We start from the raw sequence: 20,007 nt of genomic DNA, 5'->3' as shown, positions 1-20,007 counted from the left end.
TCGCCGCCCTGGATAATTTTACCGCGTAATTTGTTCAAAATACTTCACAGGACCGGCTTCCAGGCTTATGCTCGGGAAACCTTTTGTTTAGTAAATTAAACACCATGACATCGAATCCTGATTACCAATGTGATGTGTTAATTGTGGGTAGCGGTGCTGCAGGCCTCTCTCTGGCGCTGCGACTGGCACCCTATTACCAGGTGACCGTGTTAAGCAAAGCACAGGTGAACGAAGGTTCGACGCTGTATGCCCAGGGCGGTATCGCCGCGGTGTTTGATGAAACAGACAGCATTGAATCTCACGTCGAAGACACATTAATTGCCGGTGCAGGCTTATGTGAGCGCGAAACCGTTAGCTTTATCGCCAGCAATGCGCGCCATTGCGTACAGTGGTTGATTGATAACGGCGTGGCCTTCGACAAGGAACCACAAGGTGACGGCGAAGCGCGTTACCATCTGACGCGCGAAGGTGGTCACAGCCATCGTCGAATCCTGCACAGCGCCGATGCCACTGGCCGCGCGGTAGAAACCACGCTGGTGAGCCAGGCGCTGAGCCATCCCAACATCCGTATTATTGAACGCACTAACGCCGTTGATTTAATTCTTTCCGACAAACTGGGGCTGCCGGGCAAGCGTCGGGTGGTGGGCGCGTGGATCTGGAACCGCAATCGCGAACAGGTGGAAACCTGTCGTGCTCGTGCGGTGGTACTGGCCACTGGCGGTGCAGCAAAAGTGTATCAGTACACCACCAACCCGGATGTGGCCTCTGGCGATGGTATTGCGATGGCATGGCGTGCTGGCTGCCGTGTCGCCAATCTGGAATTCAATCAGTTCCACCCCACCTGTTTGTTCCATCCTCAGGCACAGAACTTTTTGCTCACGGAAGCACTGCGCGGCGAAGGCGCATGGCTGTTGCGCCCGGATGGTACCCGTTTTATGCCTGATTTTGACGAGCGCGCTGAACTGGCCCCGCGCGATATCGTGGCGCGCGCTATCGATCATGAAATGAAGCGTTTGGGTGTCGATTGCATGTATCTGGATATCAGTCATCAGCCAGAGAGTTTTGTCCGCGCGCACTTCCCGATGATCTACGAGAAATTGCTGACCTTCGGACTGGACCTGACCAAACAGCCAATTCCCATCGTTCCTGCCGCCCACTACACCTGCGGCGGCGTGATGGTGGATCAGCAGGGCCGCACCGATGTTGATGGGCTATATGCCATTGGCGAGGTGAGCTATACCGGCCTGCACGGTGCCAATCGTATGGCATCAAATTCTTTGCTGGAGTGTCTGGTGTATGGCTGGTCTGCGGCAGAAGACATGATTCGCCGCTTGCCGGATGTTGCCGCCGTCGAGCAACTGCCGGCCTGGGATGAAAGCCGGGTCGATGACGCGGACGAACGCGTAGTGATTCAGCACAACTGGCATGAACTGCGCCTGTTCATGTGGGATTACATGGGAATTGTGCGCACCACCAAAAGGCTTGAGCGCGCACTGCGCAGAATTAATTTACTACAGCAGGAGATCGATGAGTATTACGCGCATTTCCGCCTCTCCAATAACCTGCTGGAGTTACGCAATCTGGTGCAGGTGGCGGAGTTGATGGTGCGCTGTGCGCTGGAACGCAAAGAGAGTCGCGGCCTGCACTATACGCCTGATTATCCCGATCAACTCCCGGAAGCTTTACCGACTCAACTCCAGCCAGAGCATTATCGGAACAGATAGAAATCACTGACCAGACTCAGCCAGTCAGCCGAGTAGCTCTTATCTTCATCACGAATGGCGAGACGTTCCAGCAACGTTTCACCTGCCGTGGGCGAGAAACCTAACACCAGACGATTCGGCGGACGATGTGCGTAAGCCGCCACGTCGTAGCGATATCGCAGATGCCAGCCATCAGCCAGCGCCAGCGGGATGAGATTTTCTCCCGCATCCTCAGGCAGCACCACGCAAAAAATCCCCTCTTCTTCGATTAGCCGAGCGGCACAGCGCAATAGCGTGGGATGATCCAGGGTGGTGGTACTGCGCGCGCTATCACGCTCTGCGCTGGCTGACGCCGTTCCCGGCGCAAAAAAAGGTGGGTTGCTGACGATCAGGGAGTAGCGCTTTTCCGATTGCTCGCTCCAGCTGACGATATCCTGTTGATGCACAGTGATACGATCGGCCCACGGAGAAGCCTGAACGTTTTCCTCAGCCTGGCTAGCCGCACTGGCTTCCAGCTCGACGGCATCCAGCATCACCTGTTGTGGCGTACGCTGTGCCAGCATCAGCGCAATCAATCCGCTGCCGCAGCCAATGTCCAGAATTCGTCGCGCGCCTGCCACCGGCGCCCAGGCACCCAGTAACACGCCATCGGTGCCGACTTTCATCGCACAGCGATCATGCGCCACGAAAAATTGCTTAAAGGTAAAACCATCTTTTCTTAACATTGCCCGCGTCTGCGGCTGGTCCTGAGACATACTTCACTACCGTTGAATTATCTACTGCGGGGAGTGTAACGTGGTCGTGAGGGGAATTCACCTTCACCTGCTGCACACAAACAGATGAAGATTATGTCTGTTCTGTCTATAATCAGCGCCCCAAACTGAGGTAGACCATGACCGTAACCACATTCTCCGAACTCGAACTCGACGAAAGCCTGCTGCAAGCGCTGCAGGAAAAAGGCTTCACGCGCCCCACTGCCATTCAGGCTGAGACCATTCCTGCCGCGCTGGAAGGCCGTGACGTTCTGGGTTCGGCGCCAACCGGAACGGGGAAAACCGCTGCTTTTCTGCTGCCCGCTTTACAGCATCTGCTCGACTTCCCACGCAAAAAATCGGGCCCGCCACGTATTTTGATCCTCACGCCAACCCGCGAACTGGCGATGCAGGTTGCCGATCACGCACGTGAGTTGGCTAAACACACGCACCTGGATATCGCTACCATCACCGGTGGTGTGGCTTATATGAACCACGCCGAAGTGTTCAGCGAAAACCAGGACATCGTGGTGGCCACCACCGGTCGCCTGCTGCAGTACATCAAAGAAGAAAACTTTGACTGCCGCGCAGTAGAAACGCTGATTCTGGATGAAGCCGACCGCATGGTCGACATGGGCTTCGCGCAGGATATTGAAACCATCGCTGCGGAAACCCGCTGGCGCAAACAGACGCTGCTGTTCTCCGCCACGCTGGAAGGCGAGAACATCAAAGATTTTGCCGAGCGTCTGCTGAACGATCCGGTATCAATTGAAGCGGATCCCAGCAAAAGCGAACGCAAGAAAATTCAACAGTGGTTTTATCGTGCTGACAACCTTGAGCACAAAACCAAGCTGCTGGTGCACCTGTTAAAACAGCCTGAAGCCAAGCGCGTGGTGGTGTTTGTGCGTAAGCGTGAGCGCCTGCATGAACTGGTGACCTGGCTGCACGAAGCCGGCATTCGTACCAGCTATCTTGAAGGTGAGATGGTGCAGGTAAACCGCAATGAAGCGATTAAGCGTATCAACGAAAATCGCGTCAATGTGATGATTGCGACAGATGTTGCGGCACGCGGTATCGACATTGATGACGTCACTCACGTCATCAACTATGACCTGCCTCTTACTGCCGATATCTACTTACACCGTATTGGTCGTACTGCACGTGCTGGCCGTAAAGGCACGGCGATTTCGTTGGTTGAGGCACATGATCATGTGCTGCTGGGTAAAATTACCCGCTATATCAACGAGCCGATCAAAGCGCGCATCATTGAAGAACTGCGCCCGGAATCACGTGCACCGAGTGCTAAAGTCACGGGTAAACCATCGAAAAAAGCCCTTGCGAAGCGCAAAGAGCGTAAAGAGAAAGAAGCTGAAAAACCGCGTGTTAAACAACGTCATCGCGACACTAAAAATGTCGGTAAACGTCGTAAGGCCAGCGGCAGCAGCACACCAGAGAGCGGTGCAGAATAAATCAGCACGCACTCAATAAAGCGCCTCTGATGAGGCGTTTTTTTTATCTTTAGCCTGCCAAAATAGCGCTTCGGTTATATTTTTGCTGTGAATCCCCTTTCCGGCATTCCCTTTCAGGATCGATAAAGACAAAAAAGCCGCACCGAAGAGTATCGGCGCGGCCTGTATTGCTGTGTGACTTTTCGTCAGCCGATCAATTACAGACTTTCAGTGAAAGTACGGGTAATCACATCGCGCTGCTGTTCAGGGGTAAGCGCATTAAAGCGCACCGCATAACCAGACACACGAATGGTCAGTTGCGGATATTTTTCCGGATGCTTAACCGCATCTTCTAAGGTTTCGCGACGCAGCACGTTGACGTTCAGGTGCTGGCCCCCTTCAATACGCACCTCGGGTTTCTGCTCCAGCGGGATTTCACGGTAAGCAATGTCGCCCAGATCGCTAATAGCAACGATCTGATCTTCCGTGAAATCGCCTTTTGCGCACAGGCAACGGGCTTCCGCTTTCTCGTCATCCAGCAACCAGAATGAGTTCAGCAGTTGTGGGTTATTGGCCTGAGTAATTTGAATACCGGTAATCATAGTGACCTCCAGGGCTTTAATGCGCGATGTTTCCTATCACGCGGTGTATCCATTGATCTGACACATTGATATACCACCGAGGATTTGCCGCCGTTTTGACCTTTATCAATTATGCTGGCAAGCGAAATGCGCTTCATCGCTAACAAATTGATTTACAACCATTACGCATAAAAACTTTTTCTGTATTTTTTCAAATTATTTTTGTCCTTCTGCTGCCGTGTCCGACACGTTAAGCTAGGCGCAAAATTTTGCAGGGAGTTAACGATGGCTGAGAAGCTGACCTGGCACGACGTGCTGGCTGAAGAGAAAGAAAAACCTTACTTCGTCGAAACCTTAAAAGCGGTCGCCAGCGAACGTGCCGCAGGTGTGACCGTGTATCCGCCGCAAAAAGACGTATTCAATGCCTTCCGTCTGACTGAACTGGGTGACATCAAGGTGGTGATTCTGGGCCAGGATCCCTATCACGGCCCGAATCAGGCGCACGGTCTGGCGTTCTCCGTGCTTCCCGGCGTGCCCACGCCTCCTTCACTGCTGAATATGTACAAAGAATTGGAGCAGGATATTGCGGGCTTTACGCGCCCACAGCACGGCTTCCTCGAAAGCTGGGCCACACAAGGTGTGATGCTGCTGAACACGGTGCTCACGGTAGAAGCCAGTAAAGCGCATTCCCACGCGCGATTCGGCTGGGAAACCTTTACGGACAATGTGATAAGCGCGATCAATCAACATCGTGAAGGCGTGATTTTCCTGCTGTGGGGTTCGCATGCGCAGAAGAAAGGCAGCATTATCGATACGCAACGCCACCATGTTTTGAAAGCGCCGCATCCCTCACCGCTTTCCGCTCATCGCGGCTTTTTTGGCAGTAAGCACTTCTCGCAGGCGAACGCGCTGTTAATCCAGTCGGGCCAGACGCCCATCGACTGGATGCCTGTCCTGCCTTAGAAATAAAGACGGCCGCAATCAGCGGCCGTTTTTGTATTCAGCAGGGTAATCAGCCCTTGGCTTTGGTTACTGCCACCATCGCTGGGCGCAACAGGCGACCATTGAGGGTATAACCACGCTGCATCACCATCAGTACATGGTTCGGTGCCATGTCTTCTGATTCAATCATCGACATCGCCTGATGCACATCCGGGTTGAATGGCACGTTGGTTTCCCCGACCACTTCAACACCATACTTACGCACGGCACCCAGCAGGGATTTCAGCGTCAGTTCGATGCCTTCAATCATCGAAGCCAGTTCGGTGTTCTCTTTATCAGCCACTTCCAGCGCGCGCTCGAGGCTATCAATCACTGGCAGCAGTTCGTTGGCAAATTTTTCCAGCGCAAACTTGTGCGCTTTTTCCACATCCATTTCGGCACGGCGACGGATGTTCTCAATCTCCGCCTGAGCGCGCAGCTGTGCTTCACGCACGCCACCTTGCGACTGGGCTAATTCCGCTTCCAGTTGCGCGATACGCTCATCACGCGGATCCACCTCAGTTGCCGTCTCTGCGTCCACGTGCTGCTGATCCTGTTGAATTTCGTCTGAGACTTGCTCGTTAGGGGTGTTCTGTTCTTTACTACTCATGAATTTCTCCGCGTTTTGCACATTCATCTCGCTGGTTGGCTTATTATGGGGATCAGTTTGACGGTTTCAAGTGAACCCATCACATTGCCTGGCCGTTTTGGCTTATGAGGAACACGCGCTAAATGAACAAACACTTTAACTGCATTGGGATTGTCGGCCATCCGCGCCATCCTACTGCGTTAACCACCCATGAAATGCTCTGGCGCTGGCTGACAGCAAAAGGCTATGAGGTGATCGTCGAGCAGCAGATTGCGCGCGAACTGAACCTGAAAGATGTGGAAACCGGCAGCCTGGCGGAAATCGGCCAACGTGCAGATTTAGCCGTGGTAGTGGGCGGTGATGGCAATATGCTGGGCGCCGCACGCGTGCTGGCACGTTATGACATCAAAGTGATTGGGATTAACCGCGGTAATCTCGGTTTTCTCACCGACCTCGATCCCGATAACGCACAGCAACAGCTGGATGATGTGCTGCAAGGTGAATACTTTGTTGAAAGCCGTTTCCTGCTGGAGGCGCAGGTGTGCAAAGAAGCGTGCTCGCCGCGGATCGGAAGTGCCATCAATGAAGTGGTGCTGCATCCGGGAAAAGTGGCACACATGATTGAATTCGAGGTGTATATCGATGAAGTTTTTGCCTTTTCTCAGCGTTCGGATGGCTTAATCATCTCGACGCCCACCGGTTCTACCGCCTATTCCCTCTCAGCGGGCGGCCCGATTCTGACGCCATCACTGGATGCCATCGCCATTGTGCCCATGTTCCCGCACACACTTTCTGCGCGCCCGCTGGTGATCAACAGCAGCAGCACCATTCGACTGCGTTTCTCATCTCTGCGTAGCGACCTGGAGATCAGCTGCGATAGCCAGATTGCACTGCCTATTCAGGAGGGAGAAGATGTGTTGATTCGCCGTAGCGTGCATCATCTCAACCTGATCCATCCTAAAAATTACAATTATTTTAATACGTTAAGCTCAAAACTGGGCTGGTCAAAAAAATTGTTCTGAAAATCACCGCCAGCCACTTTACTGTATAAAAAACCAGTTTATACTGTATGAAAAACCATATCTGTTTTTACATACAGGTGATTTCATGCTGGCACAACTGACCATCAGTAACTTTGCTATCGTTCGTGAACTGGAGATCGACTTTCATCGTGGGATGACAGCGATCACGGGGGAAACCGGCGCAGGTAAATCCATCGCAATCGATGCGCTGGGCCTGTGCCTGGGCGGCCGCTCTGAAGCAGATATGGTGCGTCAGGGTGCCAGTCGTGCCGATATCTGCGCGCGTTTCCAGCTCAAAGCCTCACCTTCTGCACAGCGCTGGCTGGTGGAGAATCAGCTCGATGAAGGTAACGAATGCCTGTTGCGCCGCGTGATCAGTGCCGATGGCCGCTCTCGTGGCTTCATCAATGGCACTTCGGTGCCGCTGTCACAACTGCGTGAACTCGGGCAGTTGCTGATTCAAATTCACGGCCAGCATGCGCACCAGCTGCTGCTCAAGCCAGACCACCAAAAACATCTGCTGGATGCTTATGCGGCTCATGATGACCTGCTTGATGAGATGCGTCAGCACTACCAGCGCTGGCATCAAAGCTGTCGTGCGCTGGCTCAGCATCAGCAGCTGTCACAGGAGCGTGAAGCACGCCGTGAACTGCTGCAATATCAGCTGAAAGAACTGAATGAGTTTGCCCCGCAGCCGGGCGAATTTGAGCAGATTGATGAAGAGTACAAACGCCTCGCCAACAGCGGCCAACTGCTCTCTACGAGTCAGCAGGCACTGCAAATTCTCGCCGATAGCGATGACACCAACCTGCAAAGCTTGCTGTATAGCGCGCGCAATATGCTCGGCGAATTAGTCTCGCTGGATGACAAAGTGAGCGGCGTGTTCAATTTGCTGGAAGAGGCAGCGATTCAACTGAGCGAAGCCAGCGACGAGCTGCGCCACTATTGTGAACGTCTGGATCTCGATCCCAATCGTCTGCATGAACTGGAACAACGTCTGTCACGCCAGATTGCGCTGTCTCGTAAACATCACGTGTCACCTGAAACCTTGCCGGTGCTGTATCAGCAATTACTCGACGAAGCAGAGCAACTGTCGCAGCAAGAGAGCGATCAGGAAACGCTGCAAAATGAAGTGGGTTCACACCATCTGGCGGCGGTGGCCTGCGCGGAAAAAATGCATCAGCTGCGTGAGCAGGCGGCACATGAACTCAGCCAGTTGATCACCCAGAGCATGCGTACTCTGTCGATGCCGCACGGTCAGTTTGCTATTGAGCTGGAGTTCAAAGCCGATCAACTTACGGCAGATGGCGCTACACGCATTGATTTCCGCGTGACCACCAACCCTGGCCAGCCGTTGCAACCACTCGGCAAAGTGGCATCAGGGGGTGAGCTGTCGCGTATTGCGCTGGCGATTCAGGTGATCACCGCACAGAAAATGGAAACGCCGGCCATGATCTTCGATGAAGTGGATGTCGGTATCAGCGGCCCAACGGCAGCGGTGGTCGGTCAGATGCTGCGTCAACTGGGTGAGTCTACCCAGGTGATGTGTGTGACGCACTTGCCGCAGGTTGCCGGTTGTGGACATCAGCACTTCTACGTCAGCAAAGAGACCGATGGCGAGATGACCGAAACCCATATGCAGCCGCTGGATAAACGAGCCCGCCTGCAGGAACTGGCACGTTTGTTAGGCGGTAGCGAAGTCACGCGCAACACGCTGGCCAACGCAAAAGAACTTTTAGCAGCCTGATTCCGCACTTTTTTCTGGCCTGGTGGTCATATGCTTGCTCTGTAGAGGTTTCCAATAGGACAAAGGTTTATTATCATCGGCAGTTATATCGCCATAATAAAGCCTGCCGTAAGCAGAGTTCAGAATTTGATGGCAACAAAACAGCCTGACAAAAGGCGTTTGGCCCCAGAAAAGGAATGTATAGATGCGCTGTAAAACGCTGACTGCCGCGGCAGTGGTAATGTTGATGATGACCGCCGGATGTTCCACCCTTGAGCGCGTTGTATATCGTCCGGATATCAATCAGGGGAATTACCTGGTCGCCAACGATGTTTCGAAGATTCACACCGGCATGACGCAGCAGCAGGTTGCCTACACTCTCGGCACACCGATGATGCACGATCCGTTTGGCAGCAATGTCTGGTATTACGTGTTCCGTCAGGAACCAGGCCATGAAGGCGTGAAGCAGCAAACCCTGACGCTGACCTTTGACAGCAACGGTACGCTGACCAATATCGATAACAAACCGAAACTCACTGGCAAAGAAGGCTAAGTGATCGGCAACAAAAAAGGCGCTTAAGCGCCTTTTTTGTATCTGCGATTCCGCTATTTGTTGCTCGCCGAGCGTTCTGCTCGCTGGCGACGCATCTCTTTAGGATCCGCAATCAGTGGGCGGTAAATCTCCACGCGATCGCCATCCTGAACCGCATCACCCAACTTTACTGGCCGGCTGAAAATACCCACCTTGTTATTTGCCAGGTCGATGTCTTTGCGCAGTGATAACAAGCCCGAGGCTTTAATCGCCTGCTCTACGGTCGCACCCTCTTCCAGGGTTACCGAACGCAAATACTGCTTTTCAGGCAGCGCATAAACGATCTCAACGGTGATATCAGGCACGATAAACCTCTTTCGCGCGCTGACTGAACGCTTGCACCATGCTGTTGGCCAATTCTTTGAAGATACGCCCAAAGGCCATTTCAACCAGCATGTTGGTGAATTCGAAGTCGAGGCTCAGCTCCACTTTGCAGGCATCATCACCCAGAGACGTGAAGTGCCATCCACCGGTCAGCTTGCGGAACGGACCATCAACCAACTGCATTAAAATGCTCTGATTGCTGATCAACGTGTTGCGGGTGGTAAAGGTTTTACTGATGCCCGCTTTCGAGACATCTACCGCTGCCGTCATCTGATTTCCGCTGTTATCCAGCACGCGGCTGCCGGTGCAGCCCGGAAGAAACTGAGGATAAGCGTCCACATCATTCACGAGCTGATACATCTGCTCAGCGCTATAGGGGACCAACGCCGAACGGCTAATCTGGGCCATAATGGTTCCTGTTCATCACAAAACCGTTGAATAATACCATTTTCGGACACCAAACAAAATTCACGGGTTTGCCAGCTGTGCTAAAATAGTGTGTTTTTTACCGCCCCCAGGACAGGGGGATGCGCCCACAGACTGAGTGATGTAGACTACGCCGCACTATGACAAAGAAAAAAGCTCACAAACCCGGTTCAGCCACTATTGCCCTCAACAAACGCGCTCGCCACGAATACTTCATTGAAGAAGAGTTCGAAGCGGGGATGTCGCTACAGGGATGGGAAGTTAAATCACTCCGCGCCGGTAAAGCCAATATCAGCGACAGCTACATTTTGCTGCGCGATGGCGAAGCCTATCTGTTCGGTTCCACTTTCCAGCCGCTGGCGGTTGCCTCTACGCACGTGGTGTGTGACCCCACGCGTAGCCGCAAGCTGTTGCTGAAGCAGCGCGAACTCGATTCGCTTTACGGCCGAGTCAACCGCGAAGGTTTCACAGTGGTTGCACTGTCGATGTACTGGAAAAATGCCTGGGCCAAGCTGAAGATCGGCGTGGCGCGCGGTAAGAAAGAACACGACAAGCGTAACGATGTGAAAGATCGCGAATGGCAGATGGATAAAGCACGTATTATGAAGAATTCAAAGCGTTAAGCACTGGATTCATCCGTCACTATTCTGTAGTATAAGAAGTTCTTGGGGCTGATTCTGGACTCGACGGGATTGTGAAGCCTTAGGTGCATGTCGAGGGGCGGTTTGCCTCGTTAAAAGCCGCAAAAAAATAGTCGCAAACGACGAAAACTACGCTTTAGCAGCTTAATAACCTGCCAAGAGCCCTCTCTCCCTAGCTTCCGCTCTTAAGACGGGGATCAAGAGAGGTCAAACCCAAAAGAGATCGTGTGGATGCCTTGCCTGGGGTTGAAGCACTAAATCTAATCAGGCTAGTTTGTCAGTGGCGTGTCTGTCCGCAGCTGGCCGGCGAATGTAAAGACTGACTAAGCATGTAGTACCGACGGTGTAGTAATTTCGGACGCGGGTTCAACTCCCGCCAGCTCCACCAAAATTCTTTCGCGGCGATACCAGAATCGTCTGCTGAAGTCCTGAAAGCCCGCACGGCACAAGCCCTGCGGGCTTTTTTGTGTCCTACGCGATTTCTTAAGAGTTGCTAGAGTCTACGCCTTATGACACCCTCCTTTAGGCCCACCAGTGTGGGTCCAAAATCAGAGGGTCCCAAAATGCCTAAGGTCGTCACGAAGCTGAATGATACCCAAATCAGGAACACCAAGCCCGGCGAGAAGGAAGTGAGTCTCTTCGACGGCGAAGGCTTGTTTGTGCGAATCTCACCATCAGCAAAAGGTGGTAAGAAAAACTGGTATTTTAGATACACAGTTCCGACGACCCGAAAACGTACAAAAATGAGCCTGGGTACTTACCCTCATCTCACCCTAGCTCAGGCCCGCTCTCTAAGAGACCAGTACCTCGCCCTTCTCGCCCAGCAGGTTGACCCACAGCAGCATAATGCTGAGAAAGCGAATGCCTTAAAAGCGGCTACTGAACACACATTGCAGGTGGTTGCAAAAAAATGGTTGGAAGAGAAGAAAAGAACTTCAGGGATCACGCAAGATCATGCAGAGGATATCTGGCGAAGCCTTGAACGAAACGTCTTTCCTGGACTAGGTAATGTTCCGATCAAAGAAATTCGTCCTAAACTTTTAAAGCAGCACTTAGACCCAATTGAGCAGCGTGGAATTCTTGAAACGTTAAGGCGCGTGATTTCCCGACTGAATGAAATTTTTCGCTGGGCGGCTACTGAGGAACTGATTGAGTTTAATCCTGCTGATAACCTCGCACAGCGTTTCACTAAGCCTAAAAAGCAGAATATGCCTGCATTACCCCCGTCTGAATTACCTCGTTTCCTGGCAACGCTGAACAATGCTTCAGTACGTATGGAGACAAGGCTGCTGATTGAGTGGCAATTGTTAACATGGGTTCGTCCGGGCGAAGCCGTTCGAGCAAGGTGGGCAGACATCGATACAGACAACAGGCTATGGACCATTCCTGCCGACTTTATGAAAATGAAAAAAACTCATAAGGTTCCTTTAAGCAAAGAGGCTTTGCGCATTCTTGATACACTGAGGCCGCTCAGTGGACATAGGGAGTGGATTTTCCCCAGCATTAAGGCACCACTTCAACATATGCATGAACAGACAGGTAATGCCGCTATCATTCGAATGGGATTCGGAGGTGAGCTGGTAGCCCACGGTATGCGCTCAATTGCGAGGACAGCAGCTGAGGAATCCGGCAAGTTCAGAAGTGAAGTTCTTGAAGCAGCACTTGCTCACTCAAAGAAGGATGAGATCGTAGCAGCATACAACCGAGCTGAGTACCTTGCCGAAAGAGTGGCACTAATGCAGTGGTGGGGTGATTATGTACATACTCAAAAGTATAAAGAGGTTGCTGCATAATATTTTCCAAAACATCATAATATACAATAGGTAAATATGGATACTATTATTAAAATATTTGAAAAATTCAGCTCAAGGCCACTTTATTTTATTTTTAGTGGGTTATCTTTATGCGAAATATTCCAAACTGAAACAGCCTTAAAAAACCCAACACCATTAAACATTGCATATTTATGGTCGGCTATGATGATGGCAACATTTTTAACCTGGGGATTTGATTGGCTTATTTTTAGATTTAACGCCACGCTGCAACCTCATGATCAAGGTGATATAGGACCTGCAATTGGGACGGCTGCCTTATCTGTTTATTTAGTATATGCTTTTCATTTTTTAAGTGAGAAACCAGACGCTTTGAATTTCAAGCTCTTAACTAGCCCAGGATTTATTTATAGCACAACCTTGTTGCTGTTTTCACTTGAGGCAATGAAACTTAGAAGATTAAAACCGCGATAAAAAAGGATTTAGATCTTTAATTTACAGGGTTTTATATGCATTCCTCATGAATCGTTTCATATGTTCTCAATTAAAGAAAACCTATGATAAATTTTAAGATAACTGAGTTAAGTAAGCCTGCATTAATAAAATGAAGTAATTAGAAGGGTAGAATCTTATGTTGCAGTGCTGGCAGACTATATGTAAGCCTTAAAGTTTAAAACGCTGACACCTTATACCTTCTCTAAAAAGCTTTCAAATATCTTTAACAGTTATTTTGGATAGCATTATGACTATACGGTTTCGATTAGAAGATTCAGGAAGGCTTTCATGTCCTCCCCTCTTTCAGGATGATTACACTCATTTTTAATTAAATTAAAAACCTCTACTTTTAAAAAAGCTCTATCAGAAAACCCATCCTGTATTACTATCTCGATATACTCTGAGAGTGAATCAGTTATTTCATTATAAGCATTTCTAATGCGAGGATTAGAATACCAAACTGCGAAATGCTCCAACCAAAATCTAAAGTTTTCATTTAAAACATCTCTCTCATACCGTTCTCTAATTTTAAATATTCTATCCCAATTTTCTGCGTAATCTTGAAATTCGCCATCGAAACTTATTATCCAAAGAGGTAATTTGATACCCTTTACAGCCTTTCCGCGAAAAGGTATGCTTTCGGCCAACTTTATTTTAAATGTAGGACCATAATAAGGGTCACTACAATGCACCCGTAATTGATTATCATCTATTAGAATATCAGTAACCTTTTTGAAATCTGAATTGCACTCAGTACACATTGGGGTGAGATTACGTAAATCCGCACCAGCAAAAGGATACTTTGAAATAGGAAGGTAATGATCGAGAGCATGTCTTGGAGCATCTGGAGCTCTTAAATACCCTAGTCCACAAAAAGGACATATTTTGCTAGGTATATTTTCATATATAGTTTTATAATGCAAATCTCGTAAACTTTTTTGACCCACAATAATACTTGTCAGTTGTTTTTCAAAAAGGAACCGAAATAGGTCATCAATAACTATTCTTATATTTTTAGGAAATTCGTCTATCTTAGAGCATATAATATCATTACTAAATATATCAGGTAACGAAGTTTGCTCACACATAGCAACTAAAAGAGAATCTTGATAATGTCGTTCAAGCTTTGTATATTCAGCCCAAAATGCATTAAGTCTATCTCTAATGCCCCACCTGCTCTTTAAAGCCTCTCTATGCCTCTCAGGTAAAATTTCAGGCCAAGCTGTGATTGCCTGTCCGTCAATAATACTATTCATCCCATTATTTAAAATAGTAATTATGGCAGAGTTGAGCCAGTTTTGAGCAAGTGCGTTAGGGTGATAAGTAAATAACATTAGATGTTCTTTTTTAAGATTCTTAAATGATTTGCTAAAAAGGCTTTTTCAACAGATTGACCAAGTTCATTTAAATTATCTTCAATTTCAATAATATTATCCGACTCGAGCAATTCATTTATTTTTTCTTCGGCAATCTTAGAAATTGGCGGATTAATTTTAAAACAACTCTCTAATATGCGGTCAAAGGTTGCTCCAAATGTTTCGACTTTAGAGTTTTCAGCTTCTATTTTACCATTTTCACGGGAAAAAATTAAAACCTGATCTTTGGGCATATCAGATGGAACAAAGGGAGCATGAGATGTCAAAAGCATTTCTTGATTTGCTCTTTCCCCATTTAGGTTCATAAGACGTGTTACGAACTTTACTCTCCATTGGGGGTTAAAATGAGACTCTGGCTCATCAAGTAGAAAAAGTGCATTCTCTTCAGAGATCATTGCATAAGTTCCTAAAATTAAAGCCTGTTGATGCTCTCCATCGGATAAGGAAACATAATCAACAGCATCTCTACTATCATCTAAAGGCCAAAATCTAACTTCCTCGAAACCAAATACCATATCTTCTTGCTGCGGCACCGGTAATCTCGAAGCAAATCTTCTCTCTTTTACTGCTTGTTCTAATCTTTTGCGAGCTGGTCTAGGAATAGCCAAATCATTCAATAACGCAAGTTTGTGCAAATCTCGGTAAAGAGAGAATGCATCATTCCAAAAATGCGAAAAAGCATCTCGGGTAGCTTGTGTAATAAAAAAATCAAAAGTGTAAGTTTCAGTTTTTTTATCCTCACTCCAACATGTCGCAGTGTTCATCAAAGATTGAATAATATTTTCAAGCTCAGGAGTAAGTTGGACTCCTTTTCTTCCAGTAATTGAAAATTGCGATTTTGGGACTTTATTTATTGCAGAATGAGCAAGACGAACGACGCATCTACAAGAAGCTAGGTCTGATATATTTGCATGAGACAAAATCTCTTTGCGTGACTTTTCATCGCCAAGCATAAGATTTGAAAACAATACTTCTAAATTGGTACTATAATCAATGAGCACTAATCTATTATCAGAAACATTATCACTCATTGAATCGCTTAAAGCGGCGCGAGCTACATCATCTGCATAGCCGCTTCTACTGACAAGAAATGGTAGACTTAGCGTCTCATTATCGCCTGAGGTATAGCCAATAATAAGTGATGGCAAAAATTTTTCAAATTTTTCAGTACCTGCTTTAATGCTAATATTACTATCTTTCAAAAACAATTCAATTGGATTTACACCTCGCACTTTTTTGGTTCTAGAAAGTGTAACTTCGACAGGTTCACTATTAATATCTGGTCGAATTAAATAAGTTAACTCAAATATAACATCATCATTAGAACTCTTACGTTCTTGTGTAGGAGCATGTTCATACCATGCCGCCTGAAATATTTCAGCTAATAGCTGAAGAAATTGAGACTTACCTGATCCGTTAGGCCCAATAAGGCAAATAGGAGCAAAGGACTCGTCCATTTTCCCTTTATCACCACGACCGAACCAAACATCTAATCCGTCAAATAAACCTGCATTTGCAGAAGATCTCTCTATTTTTAGACGCCGAAGTCTCATTATTTTTTCCTTTTCAAATACATACAATTTTTCTCAACATTGAAAAATTGTTGTAGAATAGGTTCTTCCTCGGATAGTAAAGAAAAAATTATATCACGCATAGTATCATGAGGAATTGTAATTCTTTGGGCTATATCAACAAATGGAAGACCATTCTCAGGCCAACTTTCGCTGTCTTCTAAAAAACGAGCTTTGGGGTTACTAGTCATAGAGTTTTTTTTTATGTTTTTTGGATTAATGTTCTTTGTAGATGAAATTTTCTCTGAATCCATTTTGGAAAGAAGTGAGTTGGCATTTTCATCATTTTCATCTTGTTTTACCAACTTTCCATTAAAGGCTTCCGAAAAAATCATAGTTTCTAGTACTGATAGCTTAGCATTGGATCGAGTACAATCAAGTTTTACTTGTTCTAACCACAAGAAGGCGCTTTTAATATGGTTTACAATTTCGGTTTGAATTTTTTTAGTCGGAAGAGGTACTTTTATATTACCGATCATTGTTTGGTTTACAGTTTTTTGTCCGGCACTTGAGACAAAAGAAGTCTCGATAATATTTCTAACGCTCTCTGTAGAAAAGAAATATTCGATATATTCTGGAACAACTTTCTCTAGGTCCAAAGAAAATCTGATAAAATGATCACAAAACGCCCATTTTTGTTCTTCATTCCATGTTAGCATTCGACCAACTAGACTTTCGCTGCCATTCACTCTTATACAAAGTAAATCTCCCTTGCGTAATATAAATTTTTCCTCTTCTGTGTCAGTCAAAACTATGGTTCTGGGAGATTCGCCTTTAAATTTTGCATCTGAGAGATCGGATAATCTAAGTACATTTATAGGTCTTCCATTATCACCATGTCTCTTACTGAGACCATTTTGAGTAGAAATTGTCAAATCTCTCATAAAGGCTTCATCAAAACCTTCAATAGTTTTTTTCTGGAAAAGATTCTTAAGTAATGTCTTTTTAAAATTATCAATCAGCGCAGGAACTTTATTTAACTTAGATTTAGCAATGAATGTATGAGACATCAAACTTTCAATTTTATCGACAATACGTTTTTGCTCATTAAAAGGAGCTAAAGGGATAGCTATTTCACCAACACGTTGTCCAGATAATTCAAGAAAAGTTGTGCCACTGGCTAAGCTTTCAGCATAGTTTTTTGAACTTAATAAATAGTAACGCACATATTCTGGGAGAATACCTTTTTTAAGTATAATATTTTTAAAACCTTGGCTCGTTGATAATTCTTTTGCAGCGATAACACAATACCCGATTGGCGCACGGGAGGAGTATAGCACCGTTCCAATAGGTAAAAGTGTTGCACCACAAGATGCATAGCCGATATCTGATAAATCTCGACGCCCACGACTTATGTAACTATTAGTATATCCACTTAAATCAGCTGGGGTAACCCATGGAATGCCATTGCTGGAGAAGTTTTCAACCACCTTACTTGACGGGGTTCCTCCTCCTACAACCTTTCCAATCCGTGATATGGTTGTCCATTCCCAACTTTTAGGAATAATCCAACGGACTTCACTCATCTTATACGCCTTTTAATCTAAAGTTATTATGTGAATTTCCCGTAAGACTCTTCTGTGATTTAAGCATTATGTAACCTATCTTACTAAGCATAAATTCATGAAAATGAGTTTACTAAATAAACATTTAAAATATTAAAACTCACTAATCATTTTTAATCCCAACAAATTCATCGGCAACTGCTTCCATTTCGAGTAAAGCAGAATTTAGATGCTCAATAATTGATGCTGCAATACTATCGAGATCTGTAGCCTCGTCCTCATATTCATCATCAAGAAGCCATGTGATATTTAAATTACCCCCTCGCTTTACAATATCTTCTTTTGTAAAACACCTAAATCGACCTTTTTCTCCCAGATCTTCTCGTTGAGATAAGCCATAGGGATCTTTGCCGAAACAACTAATGAAATCATTAAAATCATTCACCCTTAATGGTGACATTTTTCCGTATTTAGGCATATTTGAACGCATATCATAAACCCATACATTTTCAGTTCCTTTTGATTTAATGCCATTTTTGGAAAAGAAAAGTACATTTGTTTTAACACCTGCAGCGTAAAAGATACCAGTAGGAAGGCGTAGAATTGTATGGAGATTGCATTTTTCCATTAATTCATTTCTGACAACACTACCAACACCTTCTTCAAAAAGAATATTATCGGGTAGTATGACTGCAGCTCTTCCATCACTTTTCAACCCCAAATATATATGCTGCAAAAAAGCAAATTGCTTGTTAGTGTTTGGGAAAGGAATATCTTCCCTAACAGCGCGTTTACTCCCTGCTTTATTGCCGAAGGGTGGATTTGCTAAGATTACATCAGCAGCTTCTAGTTCCTTTGCATCTTCTGTTAGTGCATCTCCATAGATAATATTAGCATCTAATTCGTGTAGGAAAGTGTTCATCAAACAAATACGGCGAGTATTCTTCTCTATTTCTACGCCAAAATATTTTGGCGGATTAAATTTATACTCTCTATCCGTACAGTTTTTACGAATATACTCATCAGCAGATACTAAAAACCCTCCGCTTCCAGTTGCTGGATCTTGAATTAATTCTCCTAATTTCGGTTGAACTAATTTAACTATAGTTTCAACTAAAGGCCGAGGAGTGAAGTATTGTCCTGCCCCTGAACGGGTGTCCTGAGCACTTTTGTCAATTAATCCACTATAAAGATCACCAAAGCCATCTTTTCCGACCTGGTGCCATTCAATTTCTGAAATGCCATTGATTACAGCTTTAAGATTTTCCGAATGTGAAAATACTGTAGTGGGGAATGAATAAATCGCTTTTACAACTTCATTTTCTACATTTGCGCCCAAATGGGTTAGCATTTCTTGATAGAACCCCAGCAATCCAACTTCTGCATGAGATTCAAGATCCACCCATCTATAACCTTCGGGTATCAATTTTTCAGAACCATTTTCTTGTGCAATTTTGAGGAATAGTAAATAACTGAGTTCAGACACATACTGATAATAGGTGATCCCATCTCCTCTTAGTATGTTACATAAACTCCAAATTTTTTGAACGATCTTTTCTTGTTTCATATTATCAATTAGCTCAGGATGCAACTATAGTCATTTTATACATATATACACTATATCTTCATGAAAAGAAAGAGGTAATTTTTCATAACTACATTCTTTCTTGATAAACATTAAATGATGCTTGTGCTCCCTCGATCACTTGCAGCATAGTTGTAACATTCTGTCTTTCACGGATCTGTTAAAAACACACTGCTATTTTAAGAATATAATATTTTACTTTTGAGATTTAATAAGCCTTTACCATCGTACATATTCTTGAAATTAATAATTTCAACATCCGTAATGGCAATATGATTTTATTAATCAAATGATAAAACATCTATTAAACCGTAAATTTTATGTGACAACATGTTATCTTTAGATGCAAACTTAAATTACATATCCTTAAACAATAAAAAAATAACAACCATCCCCAGTTGACTTTCGCCAAGACTAAAGTTATTGATTTATAATTATAAAAAAAGGATGAAAAAATGAATAAAAAAATATTAATATTCGCTGCAGTTCTTACACTTTCTTTTAATGCACATTCACAAAAAGAGACAAAAGAGTCAACAGACAATGAGATCAACATTAGCTCTCGTAACCTTCAGAACATTTACGCTGAAATTTATAAGCTACACCCCGAGCAAAAGGAATACTATTATGAATTAAGGGAAAAATCTATTTTAGAGAACTTTAATTATTTAAATAGTTTAAAAACAAAAGATAAACGCGAATATAACCAGCTTATTAGTGACAGAAAAAATAAACTTTTTGACTGCTCAGGAATTATGGACAAAAACTTTTGTTTATATAAATTAAAATTAAAAAAACAACTTAATGTTATCAGTGGTGTTGTTGAGAGAGATGGTAGTGTGACTGAAGCTATTGAGATATTAAGACCCTCTAAAGAAAGCGACTACAACTCCCTTATGAAATATAAGAAATATTAAT

At 45.7% G+C, this 20,007-nt stretch carries 19 protein-coding genes and 1 other RNA gene; 11 read left to right on the top strand and 9 right to left on the bottom strand.

Annotated elements, in window-relative coordinates:
* Positions 1-104: 104 nt before the first annotated feature.
* Positions 105-1,724, top strand: coding sequence for an L-aspartate oxidase (gene nadB / locus QMZ65_RS03790; protein ID WP_166936240.1), 1,620 nt, complete (start codon positions 105-107; stop codon positions 1,722-1,724).
* Here nadB and trmN read toward each other — a convergent pair.
* The gene (gene trmN / locus QMZ65_RS03785) at positions 1,709-2,458 is read right to left on the bottom strand and encodes a tRNA(1)(Val) (adenine(37)-N(6))-methyltransferase TrmN (RefSeq protein ID WP_283215463.1); all 750 of its coding nucleotides are present in this window, start codon (positions 2,456-2,458) and stop codon (positions 1,709-1,711) included. The genes nadB and trmN overlap by 16 nt on opposite strands.
* Before the next feature lie 137 nt (positions 2,459-2,595).
* Between trmN and srmB the strand changes: the two genes are divergently transcribed.
* Positions 2,596-3,924 carry an ATP-dependent RNA helicase SrmB gene (srmB, locus tag QMZ65_RS03780; protein ID WP_034825597.1) on the top strand — a complete coding sequence of 443 codons (1,329 nt, stop codon included), beginning with the start codon at positions 2,596-2,598 and terminating at the stop codon, positions 3,922-3,924.
* Positions 3,925-4,121: 197 nt separating this feature from the next.
* Here the strand turns inward: srmB and grcA are convergent, their stop codons facing one another.
* Positions 4,122-4,505 carry an autonomous glycyl radical cofactor GrcA gene (grcA, locus tag QMZ65_RS03775; protein ID WP_038645342.1) on the bottom strand — a complete coding sequence of 128 codons (384 nt, stop codon included), beginning with the start codon at positions 4,503-4,505 and terminating at the stop codon, positions 4,122-4,124.
* A gap of 264 nt (positions 4,506-4,769) precedes the next feature.
* Between grcA and ung the strand changes: the two genes are divergently transcribed.
* On the top strand, positions 4,770-5,447 hold the full coding sequence (ung, locus tag QMZ65_RS03770) for a uracil-DNA glycosylase (RefSeq protein WP_283215462.1): 678 nt from the start codon (positions 4,770-4,772) through the stop codon (positions 5,445-5,447).
* A 49-nt stretch (positions 5,448-5,496) separates the two neighbouring features.
* Here ung and grpE read toward each other — a convergent pair whose 3' ends face one another.
* A complete protein-coding gene (gene grpE / locus QMZ65_RS03765; protein WP_034825591.1) occupies positions 5,497-6,075 on the bottom strand; it encodes a nucleotide exchange factor GrpE in 579 nt (192 codons plus the stop codon).
* Between the two features lie 122 nt (positions 6,076-6,197).
* Here grpE and nadK point away from each other — a divergent pair, with 122 nt between their 5' ends.
* The 3 genes from nadK (at position 6,198) to bamE (ending at position 9,355) form a co-directional block, all read left to right on the top strand.
* Positions 6,198-7,076 (top strand): NAD(+) kinase, encoded by an 879-nt coding sequence (gene nadK / locus QMZ65_RS03760; protein WP_283215461.1) that lies wholly within the window; start codon positions 6,198-6,200, stop codon positions 7,074-7,076.
* Positions 7,077-7,161: 85 nt separating this feature from the next.
* On the top strand, positions 7,162-8,823 hold the full coding sequence (gene recN / locus QMZ65_RS03755) for a DNA repair protein RecN (protein ID WP_283215460.1): 1,662 nt from the start codon (positions 7,162-7,164) through the stop codon (positions 8,821-8,823).
* Between the two features lie 184 nt (positions 8,824-9,007).
* Positions 9,008-9,355 carry an outer membrane protein assembly factor BamE gene (gene bamE / locus QMZ65_RS03750; protein ID WP_034825584.1) on the top strand — a complete coding sequence of 116 codons (348 nt, stop codon included), beginning with the start codon at positions 9,008-9,010 and terminating at the stop codon, positions 9,353-9,355.
* 53 nt (positions 9,356-9,408) lie between these two features.
* On the opposite strand, the gene QMZ65_RS03745 is transcribed toward bamE, so the two are convergent.
* Positions 9,409-9,699, bottom strand: coding sequence for an RnfH family protein (locus QMZ65_RS03745; RefSeq protein ID WP_160869439.1), 291 nt, complete (start codon positions 9,697-9,699; stop codon positions 9,409-9,411).
* Positions 9,692-10,126: a type II toxin-antitoxin system RatA family toxin gene (locus QMZ65_RS03740; protein ID WP_034825580.1), complete on the bottom strand. Its 435-nt coding sequence runs from the start codon at positions 10,124-10,126 to the stop codon at positions 9,692-9,694. Before QMZ65_RS03740 ends, QMZ65_RS03745 begins: the two co-directional genes overlap by 8 nt.
* A 158-nt stretch (positions 10,127-10,284) precedes the next feature.
* Between QMZ65_RS03740 and smpB the strand changes: the two genes are divergently transcribed.
* The 4 genes from smpB (at position 10,285) to QMZ65_RS03720 (ending at position 13,031) form a co-directional block, all read left to right on the top strand.
* Entirely contained in the window at positions 10,285-10,767 is a 483-nt protein-coding gene (gene smpB, locus QMZ65_RS03735; protein WP_034825578.1) for an SsrA-binding protein SmpB, read from the top strand.
* 44 nt (positions 10,768-10,811) lie between these two features.
* Positions 10,812-11,173, top strand: a transfer-messenger RNA (tmRNA) gene (gene ssrA / locus QMZ65_RS03730).
* 175 nt (positions 11,174-11,348) lie between these two features.
* Positions 11,349-12,578 (top strand): phage integrase central domain-containing protein, encoded by a 1,230-nt coding sequence (locus tag QMZ65_RS03725; protein ID WP_283215459.1) that lies wholly within the window; start codon positions 11,349-11,351, stop codon positions 12,576-12,578.
* Between the two features lie 36 nt (positions 12,579-12,614).
* Positions 12,615-13,031: a hypothetical protein gene (locus QMZ65_RS03720; protein ID WP_283215458.1), complete on the top strand. Its 417-nt coding sequence runs from the start codon at positions 12,615-12,617 to the stop codon at positions 13,029-13,031.
* A gap of 272 nt (positions 13,032-13,303) precedes the next feature.
* Here the strand turns inward: QMZ65_RS03720 and QMZ65_RS03715 are convergent, their stop codons facing one another.
* The 4 genes from QMZ65_RS03715 to QMZ65_RS03700 form a co-directional block, all read right to left on the bottom strand.
* Positions 13,304-14,386 carry a hypothetical protein gene (locus QMZ65_RS03715; protein WP_283215457.1) on the bottom strand — a complete coding sequence of 361 codons (1,083 nt, stop codon included), beginning with the start codon at positions 14,384-14,386 and terminating at the stop codon, positions 13,304-13,306.
* Positions 14,386-15,981, bottom strand: a complete 1,596-nt coding sequence (locus tag QMZ65_RS03710; protein WP_283215456.1) for a restriction system-associated AAA family ATPase — start codon at positions 15,979-15,981, stop codon at positions 14,386-14,388. The genes QMZ65_RS03715 and QMZ65_RS03710 overlap by 1 nt, the downstream gene beginning before the upstream one ends.
* Positions 15,981-17,525: a restriction endonuclease subunit S gene (locus tag QMZ65_RS03705; RefSeq protein ID WP_283215455.1), complete on the bottom strand. Its 1,545-nt coding sequence runs from the start codon at positions 17,523-17,525 to the stop codon at positions 15,981-15,983. Before QMZ65_RS03705 ends, QMZ65_RS03710 begins: the two co-directional genes overlap by 1 nt.
* 142 nt (positions 17,526-17,667) lie before the next feature.
* Positions 17,668-19,071: a class I SAM-dependent DNA methyltransferase gene (locus QMZ65_RS03700; protein WP_283215454.1), complete on the bottom strand. Its 1,404-nt coding sequence runs from the start codon at positions 19,069-19,071 to the stop codon at positions 17,668-17,670.
* Between the two features lie 473 nt (positions 19,072-19,544).
* On the opposite strand from QMZ65_RS03700, the gene QMZ65_RS03695 reads away from it, so the two are divergent.
* Complete coding sequence (locus QMZ65_RS03695) at positions 19,545-20,006, top strand: hypothetical protein (protein ID WP_283215453.1); 462 nt, start codon at positions 19,545-19,547, stop codon at positions 20,004-20,006.
* The last annotated feature ends 1 nt before the right edge of the window (position 20,007 follow it).

The sequence above is a fragment of the Pantoea sp. EABMAA-21 genome, from assembly GCF_030053335.1.
Classification (GTDB): domain Bacteria; phylum Pseudomonadota; class Gammaproteobacteria; order Enterobacterales; family Enterobacteriaceae; genus Pantoea; species Pantoea communis.
This window is presented reverse-complemented; position numbering and strand designations above follow the sequence as displayed.